At 60.1% G+C, this 13,271-nt stretch carries 10 protein-coding genes and 1 pseudogene; 2 read left to right on the plus strand and 9 right to left on the minus strand.

Annotated elements, in window-relative coordinates; translation table 11 throughout:
* Window positions 1-899: 899 nt before the first annotated feature.
* The 3 genes and pseudogenes from BM113_RS20125 to BM113_RS20135 form a co-directional block, all read right to left on the minus strand.
* Window positions 900-3,524, minus strand: coding sequence for a heavy metal translocating P-type ATPase (locus tag BM113_RS20125; protein ID WP_089789774.1), 2,625 nt, complete (start codon window positions 3,522-3,524; stop codon window positions 900-902).
* Window positions 3,525-3,690: 166 nt separating this feature from the next.
* Window positions 3,691-4,011 (minus strand): annotated as a pseudogene (locus BM113_RS23135) (DUF7546 family protein); the annotation flags it as partial.
* Between the two features lie 264 nt (window positions 4,012-4,275).
* Window positions 4,276-4,866: an AsnC family transcriptional regulator gene (locus BM113_RS20135; protein ID WP_089789776.1), complete on the minus strand. Its 591-nt coding sequence runs from the start codon at window positions 4,864-4,866 to the stop codon at window positions 4,276-4,278.
* Between the two features lie 847 nt (window positions 4,867-5,713).
* Here BM113_RS20135 and BM113_RS20140 point away from each other — a divergent pair.
* Window positions 5,714-6,727, plus strand: coding sequence for a potassium channel family protein (locus tag BM113_RS20140; RefSeq protein WP_089789777.1), 1,014 nt, complete (start codon window positions 5,714-5,716; stop codon window positions 6,725-6,727).
* Window position 6,728: 1 nt separating this feature from the next.
* Here BM113_RS20140 and BM113_RS20145 read toward each other — a convergent pair whose 3' ends face one another.
* The 5 genes from BM113_RS20145 to BM113_RS20160 all read right to left on the minus strand — a co-directional run bounded on the left by BM113_RS20145 (window position 6,729) and on the right by BM113_RS20160 (window position 11,163).
* Window positions 6,729-7,934, minus strand: coding sequence for a CaiB/BaiF CoA transferase family protein (locus tag BM113_RS20145; RefSeq protein WP_089789778.1), 1,206 nt, complete (start codon window positions 7,932-7,934; stop codon window positions 6,729-6,731).
* 141 nt (window positions 7,935-8,075) lie between these two features.
* Window positions 8,076-9,572: a tripartite tricarboxylate transporter permease gene (locus tag BM113_RS20150; protein ID WP_089789779.1), complete on the minus strand. Its 1,497-nt coding sequence runs from the start codon at window positions 9,570-9,572 to the stop codon at window positions 8,076-8,078.
* Entirely contained in the window at window positions 9,572-9,997 is a 426-nt protein-coding gene (locus BM113_RS20155) for a tripartite tricarboxylate transporter TctB family protein (protein ID WP_245758128.1), read from the minus strand. Before BM113_RS20155 ends, BM113_RS20150 begins: the two co-directional genes overlap by 1 nt.
* Window positions 9,997-10,155: a hypothetical protein gene (locus BM113_RS22760; RefSeq protein WP_245758129.1), complete on the minus strand. Its 159-nt coding sequence runs from the start codon at window positions 10,153-10,155 to the stop codon at window positions 9,997-9,999. The genes BM113_RS20155 and BM113_RS22760 overlap by 1 nt, the downstream gene beginning before the upstream one ends.
* Before the next feature lie 9 nt (window positions 10,156-10,164).
* Complete coding sequence (locus tag BM113_RS20160) at window positions 10,165-11,163, minus strand: Bug family tripartite tricarboxylate transporter substrate binding protein (RefSeq protein WP_089789780.1); 999 nt, start codon at window positions 11,161-11,163, stop codon at window positions 10,165-10,167.
* Between the two features lie 193 nt (window positions 11,164-11,356).
* On the opposite strand from BM113_RS20160, the gene BM113_RS20165 reads away from it, so the two are divergent.
* Window positions 11,357-11,998 (plus strand): helix-turn-helix domain-containing protein, encoded by a 642-nt coding sequence (locus BM113_RS20165; protein ID WP_089789781.1) that lies wholly within the window; start codon window positions 11,357-11,359, stop codon window positions 11,996-11,998.
* Window positions 11,999-12,018: 20 nt separating this feature from the next.
* Here BM113_RS20165 and BM113_RS20170 read toward each other — a convergent pair whose 3' ends face one another.
* Window positions 12,019-13,122, minus strand: a complete 1,104-nt coding sequence (locus tag BM113_RS20170) for a LeuA family protein (protein WP_089789782.1) — start codon at window positions 13,120-13,122, stop codon at window positions 12,019-12,021.
* Window positions 13,123-13,271: the final 149 nt, after the last annotated feature.

Consider the following 13,271-nt stretch of genomic DNA (forward strand, 5'->3'; position numbering starts at 1 on the left):
AGGATATCGATTTCCATAGACAGAATCGAATTCCTCGGCTTCATCCTTCTAAGCTAGTGATATCGGCGGATTAGATCGCTATTCAACAGAGCAGATTGTTTCGTTCTCTAGTAGGGTCTCTATTCGATGCTCGAACTCTGTGTCGCTGATCTCGCCAACTGCGTACTGGTGCTTGAGGGAATCTAGAGCCGTCGTTCTGTCTGTCGAACCGGCTGAAATCTCATTGTCCGTACCAAGACGCCGGTTCGGTCCCCTGTTGGCCAGTGTCCACACCGTAACAGCCCCGACGACAAACAGAGGGAGGAGCCAGAACCACGTGCTGTTCAACTCTGTCGCCGCGAGCCCACTGCCAAGCAGCAAAAGGCCGATAGCCCGGAGGCGACTGGGTCTCCCGAACAGAATTGTTTGTATCATGCATTACTGTGGCGTCCGGATGATCAAAAGGTTCACGCCGCCATGCAGTGTGACCTACCTGAACACACGTCCAGATAGTCAGGTGTTCCGCCCGGGTGTCGTGCTGGATTTTGCCGAGCTCACGCCACTCGGAAGCCAGAGCGAAGCGCTCCCGGAATTGATCCAATTTGCCCATTCTGTGTCCACGATCTCCAACCTTTCCTTCGGCCTGGTAACCCGACGAAACAGCTTTCCCGAGAAATCCACTCTTGACTCGCTCAACGCGAGCAACGGCATCGGCATCGACCTCGGCAATATTGACTATATCCACACTACCGATGGGACGGTCGTTGTCTGGCTTTCCCTCGAAGACGAAGACGAGCGAATCCGTCGTGACCAACGCAAATCGTCTCGCGGACATCGACTGAAAACGGACTGGCGGAACGACTGCTCGTTCTGTCGCGGTCCGCCGCCAGTGGTCAAACAGCCGAACGGATTGTGTCCGTTCAGCGCAGGAACCCGAGCAGTTCGTAGTCGTAGTCAGGGTCGTACCGGCGGAAAAGCAGGCTGTTCGATAGTACGGAGACGCTCGAGAACGCCATTGCGGCGGCGGCCAGCACCGGTTGGAGCAACCCGAGCGAGGCGAGCGGGATGAGCGTCGTGTTGTAGCCCAGGGCCCAGACGAGGTTCTGCTTGATCTTCTGGAGCGTCGCGTCGGAGATGCGGATTGCCTTCACGACGTCGACCGGATCGTCGCGCATCAGCGTCACGTCGGCCGCCTCGATGGCGACGTCCGTCCCGCTGCCGATTGCCGTGCCGACATGTGCGACGGCCAGCGCTGGGGCGTCGTTAACGCCGTCACCCACCATCATCGCCTGCCGGCCCTCCGCCTGAATCGCCTCGACCGCGTCGGACTTGTCCTCGGGGAGGACTTCGGCCCGAACGTTTTCCGGGTCGATTCCGACTCGTTCGGCGACGGCGCGGGCCGTCCGATCGTTGTCGCCAGTGATCATCATCACGTCGGTGCCGCGTTCGTGGAGTGCGGTAACCGCCTCCTCGGCGCTCTCTTTAACGGTGTCGGCATCCGCGATCACGCCCGCGAGCACGCCCTCGTCCGCGTCGGCCGACACGTAGGCGACGAGCATCGCCGTCTTCCCTTCGTTCTCGAGTCGTTCCATCGTCTCCTCGGCGGGTGCGGGATCGACCCCATTATCCCGGAGGAGTTTCCGGTTCCCGACGAGTACCTCGTCACCGTCGACGGTAGCTCGGACGCCGTGTCCAGGGACGTTCTCGAAGGACTCGGGATCGGATACCTCGAGCCCGCGTTCTTCGGCGCCCTCGACGATGGCTCGGGCGAGCGGGTGTTCGCTAGCGCTCTCGGCCGCTGCCGCGAGCCGGAGCACGTCGTCTTCGGTGAGCCAGTCGCTGGTGGCAGGGGCACCGCTGTCGGCCGCTGCCGTCCCGCCGTCGGGCACCGGACGGTCGTCCGCGTCGAATGCGACGACGTCGGTCAGCTCCATCTTACCCTCGGTGAGCGTCCCGGTCTTGTCGAAAACGACCGTGTCGACGTCCTTCGCGCGCTCCAGGATGTCACCACCCTTGAACAGGACGCCGTTTTGCGCACCGATCGCGGTCCCGACCATCGTCGCCGCGGGCGTCGCCAGCCCGAGCGCACAGGGACAGGCGATCAGGACCGCCGAGGCGAACACGACGATCGCGAACTCGAAGACTGAGACGCCACCGCCGGCCGGGGCCGGGCCGCCGGCAACCTGTCCCCACAATGGGAGCCACTCGACGAAGCTCGCCAACGCCTCGGGGAAGAGGAACCAGACGGTACCCCAGAACAGGGCGTTGGCGATGACGGCGGGGACGAAGTACGCCGAGATCCGATCGGCGAGGTTCTGGATCTCGGGCTGGCGGGACTGGGCCTCCTTGACGGTCTGAACGATCTGCTGAAGTGCCGTGTCCGAGCCGACCTTCGTCGCCTCCACGGTCAGCACCCCGTTTTCGTTGATCGTCGAGCCGACGACCTCGTCGCCTGCTTCCTTTTCGACGGGGACGGACTCGCCGGTCACCATCGATTCGTCGACGGCGGACTGACCGTCGACAACGACCCCGTCGGTCGGAATCTTCTCGCCGGGTCGAACCTTCATCCGGTCGCCGACGTCGACCTCCTCGAGGGGGACCTCCCGCTCAGTGCCGTCCTCGTCGACGATGGTGGCCGTCTCGGCCTCCATTTCGAGGAGCTTCCGAAGGGCGTCGCCGGCCTGGCCCTTCGACCGGGCCTCGAGGTAGTTCCCGAGCGTGATGAACACGAGGATCAGCGCCGCGGTGTCGAAGTACGTCTGCCCGGCGACCAGCCCCAGCAGGACGGCGAGGCTGTAGATGTACGCCGTCGAGGACCCCAGCGCGATGAGCACGTCCATGTTCGCCCGACCGTTCTTCACGATCGCTTTGTAGGAATTCTCATAGAACGGTTTGCCGAGGACGACCTGGACCGGCGTGGCCAGCAGGAAGCCAACCCATTCGAACTCGAGCCCGAAGACTGTGTCAGGGAAGACGGTTCCGCCCAAAAGGAACCGATCGCCCAGGAAGAACAGGAACGGTGCCGACAACACTGCTCCGAAGAGCGTCAGTCGGAGCTGTTTGGTGATCTCTTCCTGGCGGGCGGCGTCGCGCCGTTCCTGGTCCGACTCCGCAGCGTCATCATCGTCACGGATGGGCGTGTAGCCCGCTTCCTCGACCGTGTCGTAGAGTTCGGCCCGCGAGACATCGGCGGGGTTGAACTCGACCTGAGCCTCGTCGGTTGCGTAGTTCGCCTCCGCGGTGATGACGCCGGGCACCAGTTCGAGGGCCTCCTCGTTGGTGTCGGCGCAGTTCGCACAGGTCATGTCCGCGATGCCGATCGACGCGGTCGCGGTCTCGGCATGGTAGCCGGCCTCGTCGATCGCGTCGTAGATCTCCGCGAGCGATACCGCTCCTGGATCGTACTCGACGGTGCCCTCGTCGGTGGCGAAGTTTACGTCCGCCTCCGAGACGCCGTCGAGCGCTTCCAAGGATTCAGTGATCGACTGCGAGCAGTTCGCGCAGCTCATCCCCTGAATCTCGAGACGACTGGTTCGGTGACTCACTATCGTTTCATAGGGGTCCCTCGTTTACCACGGTTTTCAGTAGAGATTCAAAGTGATACTCTCCGCTATCTTTGGAAAGTTAAGTGGACTCGGCGTCTGGTTCTGGGCTGATCGATATACTCCTTCGAACTCCGACCGGTTCGACGGCGAAGCGGTGGGCACCCGCTCAGCCCCTGACGGTCGCGTAGAGACGCCGGAGATGTCGTCGATGGTAGAGGATCGAAATCGCAACGAGAAACAGGATCGTCGCGATTTCGCACCCCCATCGCCCCGCTATCAAGACCACCGAAGAACTGCTGGCGCCGCCCGCGAGCAGCGGGCCGACTCCCTTCGAATCAATCGACTGGCCGATAAGGGGGGAACTCGATTGGAGGAGGCCCGAGAGATAGAACAGCACCAGCAGATACGCCGTAGCGACGGCAGCAGTGAGAGCCCGGACGCGAAGCCGTGCTGAATCGGGCCGGGTGTGCCAGACGACCCAGACGGAAACAGTACTCCAACCGGGATGAAAAAGAGGCTCATCCGTTGTCCCGTCTCACCGGTAGCGTACGCGAACGCAAGTCCTGCAGTCACCTGACTCGCGAACAACAAATTCAGTTGCGTACCCGCCGGCATGAACCTGGAGAGGGCGTCACTATCGATCGTCGATGTCGCCTCTGTCGAACCCATTATTGCACAATATATACAAAATCAAAAAGAAATGGGTCTGGGTGCGATCACCGAGTGATCGTACCGATATTCCGCCGGTGGGCTATGCGCCCCTCTCAAGGCGGTCGTAGCGGTCTTCGAATCGGCTCTGACACGACGGACAGCAGAAGTGATACGGTTGACCGTCGATCGTCATTGACTCTCCTTCGGTGTCAACGGTATTGCCGCATTCGGCGCAGGTGAGTGCGAACTCGGTCCCGTCGAGCGAGGGTTGCCACTCGACGTCATCGATCAACGTCACCGTGTAGTTGACGTCGTCGACGTCCGCGAACAGTCCGTCGAGCCACTGATGAACGTTCCGGACCTGTGCGCGGGCATAAAACCAGATATCGCCGTCCGCGGTCACGAACACGTGTTCGACCCCCTCGGAATCGCTGATCCGGTTTCTGAGATCGTCGACGGCACCCATTATACTCGATACTTGAACGAATACCGGGATACCGGCCTGGAGTTGTGAGTGGTCGACATCGACTGTAAAGCGATTGATGATGCCCGCCTCCTGCAATCGCTCGACGCGGTCCGAGACGGCAGGTCCGGAGAGGTCGACCTGTTCGGCGATGTCGCTGAACGGTCGTCTGGCATCCTCTCCAAGCAGTCGCAAGATCTCCATATCGGTCTCGTCGAGGTCTCGCATGGCTGTTGTACGTCCCGGGTCGGGATATGTTCCCGGAAATGGTTTGGAATCGAAAGTACGACCGACGAGTAGCTCCGCAGACACGGCTCATTGGACGACCGCGAATCGCCAGTGATTTCGATGGGGTGTTCAAAGACCTGGACTGAGAGCAGTAGACGACGGTGAGAGTGCGATCCGATCCACTCTGTAAAGATGGCTGGCGCGATCGCTGCTTATCTCTCGAACGTCGTCGGTCGGGCGAACCCGCTCCGGTACCGACCTACACAACGTTACTAGCCATTCGGTAACACCGGGTTCTCGGACTATTCGGCGTACTCGACAGTCTTCTGAGGGTACATTACACGTTCCTGTGACGAACACCCTCGATCAACTGTTCCCCGTCGTTCGGTACGGGCGTCGATGGACTGGCAGCTTTCGCCGAGGATGCCTCTGCAAGGCTGAAATCTATCCCGGAACTCCGCCAATGATATTGTAATATAGACACAATAATGAGTCAAGTATCTTCTGAACGGCTCGCGGAAATCTGCGAGTCGACGAGTCGGTTACGATCGTTGCTCCACCTCAGTCGCCGGATTCCAGGTCGTCAGGTGTCTTCCCTGCTCTATTACGGCCCGTCTGGCGGTCAGCCCGATCACGAGAATCGCCATTCCAGTGATAGCGACACTGACGGTACCTCAGAAGGATCACGATCCCAAGCGGCACAGTCAATACTCGAGGAGGTGGCTATGGATGGGGTGGTTCCGATGTCTCTAAATACGGGTATCGCCGTGCCGATCTTTCCGTCCCGACTTTGTCGGATGTGTTACCGCACTCAGGCGCACGACCCGCCGACTAAAACGACTGGAGCATGAACCTCGTCACTCTCACTCTTGGCGTGGTTCTTCTCGTTGCAGTCATAACAGATATCCTCTGGACGACGCTGTGGGTCGAAGGTGGCGCCGGTCCACTCACGTCTCGGCTGATGGCGTGGACATGGCGCTCACTACGAAAAATCGGCGCCCAGAACTCGCGGCTACTCAGCCTCTCGGGGCTGTTGATCTTCATGTTGAGTCTCTCGCTCTGGATCGTGCTTCTCTGGAGCGGATGGACGCTGATTTTCGCCAGTGCCGAGAACGGTCTTATTGATACACTCAACCGCGGGTCTACGTCGTGGTACGACTGGATCTATTTTACTGGATACACCGTATTCACGTTAGGAAACGGTGATTTCGTTCCACGGAAAGGGATTTGGCAGTTCGTCACGGTACTTGCGACGGGGAGCGGATTGCTCTTCGTGACGCTTAGCGTCACCTATACGCTTTCAGTTCTCGATGCAGTCACCCAGAAACGTGCGTTCGCCAACAACGTGAGCGGATTTGGAACGGTCAGCGAGGATATCGTTCAAGCAGCCTGGAACGGAGCGGAGTTTCGAGGATTCGATCTCCCGCTGAACACCTTCGAAGCACAACTCACTCTGCTTACGGAGAATCACAAGGCGTACCCCGTACTTCACTACTTTCACAGCGCTCGAGCCGACCGCTCCCCGGCCGTCGAAATCGCGGCTCTCGACGATGCCTTGACGCTCGTCCGGTTCGGGGTTCCGAAAGAACACCGCCCGAACGAGATCATCGTCCGGAATGCCCGCAACGGAATCGAGAACTACCTCGAAACGCTCCACGAGACTTTCGTCGACCCTGCGGACAACACTCCTCCCCCACCAGATCTGACCGCCCTCCGAGAAGCGGGGATTCCGACCGCTTCGGACGATGAATTCGAGGCCTCTCTCGACGATCTCGAGATGCGGCGGCGGACATTATTCGGGTTCATTGAATCCGACGTGCGGCAATGGCCGACGCGAGAAACCGAACGTCCACCTCAATAGCTTATAGACAGCCGCTGTTTCGGAGCGATTCGATTTCGGCATCCGAATAGCCCAGGTCGCGGAGAACAGCGTCGGTATCGGCACCGAGTTCCGGCGGGTCAGTCGGTTCTGGACGCTGGAACTGCGAGGAACGGAGCGGGAGCTTCGGGACCGAGACCGAGGTGGACTCGCCCTCGGCTGTCTCGATTTCGCCGAGGGCGTCCGTTGCAGCCAAGTGTTCGTCCGCCGGGACTTCGTCGACATTCTGGACCGGCGCGACCGGAACACCCACGTCGTGCAGTCCCTCGACGAGTTCATCAGCTGTCAGTTTTCCGATCACGCCCTGGAGTTCGTCGTCGAGGGCGTCCTCGTTCCGCCGCCGGTCGTCGACGGTTTCGAATCGATCCTCTTCGTGAAGTTGGAGCCCGAGCGCCTCACAGAGTCGTTCCCATTGGGCCTGTGAGGACGGACCGACGAACACCCATCGATCATCGGTCGTTTGGTAGACGTCGTAAGGTGCCCAGTTGTCGTGGCCAGCCCCGAGCGGCTCAGGGCGCGTATCGTACGCCTGCGCATATACCAGCCAATACCCCATCAGCGACACTGTACTCTCGAATAGCGGAGCAGTAACGTGTTGCCCGGTTCCGGTGTGTTCTCGCTGTCTGAGCGCCGCGGTGATCCCGAAGGCGCCAAACAGGGCGGCAGTCATATCTGCGACGCTAGTTCCAGCGCGTGCGGGTGATTTGTCCGGGTGACCCGTCACGCTCATTAATCCGGAGAGCGCCTCCGCGACGGGATCGAGCGCAGGGTAGTCCTCGTACGGACCCTCATTGAATCCCTTGATCGAACAGTACACGAGCTCGGGATTGACATTGCGGAGGTCATCGTAGCCGATCCCGAGTTTCTCTGGTGCGCCAGGGCGGAGATTCTCGACGAAGACGTCAGCGGTCGTGATCAGGTCGCGAAACGCCTCCATGCCGCCGTCGGTTTTGAGGTCGAGACTGATCCCTCGCTTGTTCCGATTGACGGCGTTGAAGAGGCTGTTCCCGACTGGTGTACCGCCGCGGACGGAGTCTCCGCCGGATGCCCCGTGTTCGATTTTTATCACGTCTGCTCCGAGTTCCGCCAGTAGCAGGGAGCAGAACGGGCCGGCAGCGATATGCCCCAGTTCGATGACGGTCGTATCTTCGAGCGGTCTATTGGTCGGTGTATCAGTTGATGTTGTCATTGTCGAGCGGAAGGTGATGAGCTAGCTGGTTGCGGTACAGCGAACGGAACGCCGGTGGCAGGATACAGTTGATCGGGTCTCGTAGCTCGTAGCCCTCGAGAGCGGTAGCATGTAACTGTCTGGGGGAGGTCAGCGACAGGTTCATGAGTCGTCCCCCGCGTGCCGTCGTCGTCGCCAGTTCTGTACGACCGGTCCGAGTAGAACGATGATGATAAGCCCCACGAGGAGTCGTGACGGCCAACTCGCGACGAAAATCGTCCACGATCCATCGGACAACTGTAACGATCGGAGGAAGTTCTCCTCGGCAATCGGGCCCAAAACCATTCCCAGGATGAATGCGATGACCGAGTAATCGTGTTTGAACATGTAGTACCCGATCGCGCCGAGAACGAGGACTGTCGCGACGTCGACCCAGTTGTTTCGCAGGGTGAAACTTCCCGCCACGGCCAACACGACAATCATCGGGATGAGGTACTCGGTGTTGATTCGAGTGAGGTACTCCGCCCTGGTGATGAGGCCGAGTCCGAGCACGAGGATGATGACGTTCCCGAGAAACAGCGCAACGAAGATGCTGTAGGTGAGATGGAGGTCCGAACTGAACAGATCCGGACCCGGCTGGAGGCCATGCATCAGTAGACCACCGAGCAACACCGCCGTTGCCCCTGAGCCGGGAATGCCGAACGACAATGCCGGGATGAGAGAGCCGCCGACTGTCCCGTTGTTCGAGGCCTCGGCAGCGATAACGCCGGTGATTTCTCCGTTTCCGAATCGATCCGAGGCGGTCGATCGCATCGCCTCACCGTACGCGACGAAGTTCGAGACCGACGCGCCCGAACCGGGGAGAGATCCGATGAACATCCCGATGAACGCGGACTTGACGAGTGGTATCGGCTTTGAGAGGGCTTTACTGGCACCGGCAAGCACGCTTCCAGAGGTGTTGATCTCGTCGCGGGCGATGCTTCCTTCCTCACCCGCGAGCTTCAGCATCTCGGCAATGGCAAACAGGCCGAGAATCGCCGCGACGAACGAGAGACCGTCATAGAGTACGAGTGACCCGCCGGTGAATCGGAGTTCCGACGACATCGGTGCAATACCGATCGTCGTTACTAACAACCCGAACGCCCCGGCGACGAATCCCTTGACCATCGAGCCGCGAGCGACGATAGTGATCATCGAGAGTCCGAGCACTGCGACCAGGAAATACTCCGGCGAGCCCAGCAGGAGGACGAGCGCGACGATCCCCGGAGAGATCACGATGAGAGCGGCGACCGTGAGAAACCCTGCAACCGCCGAACTCAGTGCGGACGCTGACAGTGCGAAGGAAGCCTGACCCTGTCGTGAGAGCGGATACCCGTCGAATGTCGTTGCCGCTGCAGCCGCTGTTCCGGGGACGTTCATCAGGATTGCGGCGATCGATCCGCCATACATCGAGCCGGAGTAGATGCCAACGAGCAGGATGATCGCGTTCGGGCCGCCAAGCGGCAGGGTCAGCGGTAACGCGACTGCCATCCCGAGGTTCGGTCCAATTCCAGGAATCGCACCGATCACGATACCCAGGAGGACGCCGACGACCATCCAGCCGATAGTCGGCCACGAGAGGGCAATCTGGATGCCTTCCAGGAATGCGTCGGAGACCATCAGAACATCCCCCGTGGGAACAACAACGATCGGTCGAGCGGTGCGTTAGCTATAGACATAAACAGCAGACAGATCCCGATCGAGACGACCGTCAGTCCGACGACGGCCCATCGCGGCTGCCGGTTCCAGTAACCGTACGTGAGCACGAAGAGGGGTGTCGCAACCAGGATACTCAGCACGTACGCAACTCCGACGTACCCGGCTATGGCGCCGAAGGTGAACTGCCGCGCCGTAAGTCGGTCGAGAACCGGCGGCAGGTCCCGACGGTCGGGTTTGGTCGTAGCTTCACCTGCATCGATCCCGGTCTTTGCCGTATCGCTCTCCTCGCCACCGTCTTCTCCGTCCATCCCGAATTCGTCTCGATCAACGATATCGACAGATTCGGCGACAATCCGCCGAACGGGTTCGGGCAGTCGTTTCTCCACTAGGAGAAGGCCGATGCCGAAACGATGGCGGTGCCTGTTAGTCGTGGAAACAGCTGTGCTGACGACGATCGGAACGTCGTCGTCAGCCCAATAAAACCGACGGCGACCGCCAGAAACACCCCGAGTAACCCCAGTTCCGAGAGTTCGCGTTCTGCCATCGATAGGTGTTACTCTGCGGCCTCGCGAAGCTCCTCTATGTCGACGACGTCGGGAATCTCAGTCCAGATCTGTTCGAGGACCTGATCTGCCTCCTCTGGGAGACCGTATGCCATTCGGTTATTAGTTTCGTCGGCCCAGTTTTGAATGGTCTCGCTCTCGATCGTTGCTTCAACGGCTTCTGTGAGCGGCTCGATACGATCTTCAGGCGTCTCCGGCGGCACCCACATCGAACGGGTAACCTGCCCGAGGAAGTCCATTTCCTCGAATCCCTGGTCCGTCACGTTGGTCGCGTCCGGGAACACGGCACTCCCCGACGTCGTCAAGACGGCGGCAACGTCCGCGTTCCCCTCCTCAACGACCCCGATAGAGCTCAGATCCGCGTTGACGGCCGCAGGAACCTCGCCAGAGGCGACGGCTTGATTAATCGGGCCGCCACCCGAGTACTGAATGTAATTGTCCCACTCCATACCGTACCGTTCCTTGAAAAACATCGCGTGCGGGAGATACTGCGCCCCAAGGCCGCCGATGTTATCGATCTCTCCATCGTCGTACCGATCGACGAGGTCTCCCAGTCCTTCGATTTCGAGTTCAGTGTCGGTGATAACCACGAGAGCGTTCGAGCCTATCGTCGCGAGGCCCTTCAGATCCTGAAATTCGAAGTCAGGCGGATTAATCAGCGCCTGGATCGACGTCGTTAGCGGGTTGAATTTTCCGAACGTGTAGCCATCCGGCTCGGCAGTAATGAGTTGGCCGATCCCGCGCATTGCGCCGGCTCCGGGCACGTTCTCGATCCGGATGTCTTCCTCGAGTTCCTCGGAGAGTGGCCCTGCCATCTGGCGGATGATCGTATCGGAGCCGCCGCCCTCGTCGAACGGAACGATCGCGGTCAACGGGTCGCTTGGATACTCACCGTCGGCGCCGAGACAACCGGCCAGGCCGGTCATCCCCGTGGCTGTCGCCGCGCCAATTGTCGTCAGTGCCTTGCGTCGATTGATGTGCCGTGTCATTGCTGGTGAATAATTCGTGCTGTGTGCCCACCGTCTGCAGTCCCTGGGCGGGAGATGAGATCACTTCGTCTCCCCACTGAGACCGTGTGACTCAGTGACGTTCTTTTCCGGAGGATCAGCAAGTGAGTTGAGCCAACACCCGTAGGTCGTTTATATACAGAAGGTTCATGATCGAGAGTGATCGACTCCGAGTATGCTCCGGAGTACCGTACAACTGGATCTCGACTCCGACTACGTTCTCAACGACGTGACACAGGAGTTCGATGTTCCGCTCGTAGTCACGCGCGAAGAGATTCACGAGGACGGCACGCTGACGTTCGTCGTTGAAATCCCGGAACACCGCGACGAGATCGCGTCGCGACTGCGAGAGTCCGACGCTGTTCGACGGGTCGGAACCGTCGGCGATTCGACGATCTTAGTTCGGAAGCAATCCTGTGGAGCAATCGGTATCATCCGGAAACATAACGGAATGCTTGTCGGTGTCGACCGGGCGTTTAGGACCGAACGGACCTTCGATATGATGGCCTTTTCACGCGAAGATGTCAAACGGATCGTCGAGGACCTCGGCGATCTAGGAACTGCCAGTGTCGAACGACTCGTTCGCGTTCCAGATCGACCAGCGGGCCTCTCCAAACGGCAATACGAAGTCGTCGAAGCTGCCCTCGAGGCCGGCTACTACGACTGGCCCCGCGAGACGGATGCCGAGTCTGTCGCCGAAGGGCTCGGTATTACGCACCCGACGTTCCTCGAGCACCTGCGGAAAGCCGAAAAGAAACTCCTCGAGCGCGCGGTCAACGGACGATCAACAGATCAGCTTGACGAACAAATGGGCTGACAGTCACCGGGGGCGACGAATTATGCTCCGAGTCGGCGTTCGATGAGCCTGACAGCAGCCTCTGTCTCGAGTGGCCCTTCGTCGGCGAGTAACTCGAGGACAGTGCTAACAGCGTCGTCGGTTCCCTCGACGGCAACGTCGGCGCGTTCAAGGAGCCGACGGGCGCCCCCACGACCGGTTCCCTCTCCGAAGATGAGTTTGCGACGGCTTCCAAACCGGCTCGGATCGAACGGTTCGAAGACGCTCGGTTCCTCGATCATTGCAGCCGTGTGTATCCCCGACTCGTGACGCGTCGTCTCGCGACCGAGTAGCGCCTTTTGGTCCGGAATATCCTCCTCGAGGATCGTCAGCACTCTCTTGCATGCAGGAACGAGATCGGCCGTTCCGACGCCGAAACTCGTGTCGTGTTCCAGGTCGCCGATCGCGACCACCTCTTCCAGGGGCGCATTGCCGGCTCGCTCGCCGAGACCGCCGACGCTGACGTCGGCTTTGCCGACGCCCGCCTGGAAGGCAGTAATCGTGTTCGCCGTCGCGACACCGAGGTCGTCGTGGAAGTGTACGCCCACCCTGGAGAGGTCGATGTTATGCTCCTCACCCAGTCGCTCGAGGAACTGTTGTACAGACGACGGACTGGCCGAGCCGACTGTATCCGGGAGATTGACGTACGAAACTTCGGAGAACCGATCGAACGCGGTCACGAGGTATTCCGGGTCCGTTCGAAAGGCATCGAGCAGACTGAGGTGGACGTCGGCGCCGCCCTCGAGTGCCAGGTCGATCGCCTCGCGAAGGGCTTCAAACATCTCCGCCCGCGACGAGTCAACGACGTACTCGAGTTGCCCGTCGGAGAGCGGCGCGAACACCTCGACGACATCGACGTTCGCGTCGAGTGCTGCTTCGACATCGCCGGGGACCGCGCGAGCAAGGCCGATTAAATCGGCCTCGAGGTCGTCGGCGAGGCGGCGCGTCGCCTCACGATCGACTTCCCCGGTCGCCGGGAAGCCAGCCTGAATATACGGCAGATCGAGACGGCCAAGTACTTCCCCCGCCGAAACTTTCTGTTCTACGTCGTAAGACCGTCCCGGTAGCTGTGCCCCTTCTCGCAGTGTGACGTCGGTGAGTTGCATAGTGTCTGTGGGAATCCTGTGGGCGTAGATTGACCAAGCGTCGGCGGTATCCGACAGTCGTTGACCTGTGTTCTACCGGGACGGTCCGTCAACGTTGAACCTCCGCTCGTAGGTCGTTTATGTTCTCTCGGCCAACGTGGCGTGAGTAC

It is taken from the genome of Natronobacterium haloterrestre, from assembly GCF_900112205.1.
In the GTDB taxonomy this organism is placed as follows: domain Archaea; phylum Halobacteriota; class Halobacteria; order Halobacteriales; family Natrialbaceae; genus Natronobacterium; species Natronobacterium haloterrestre.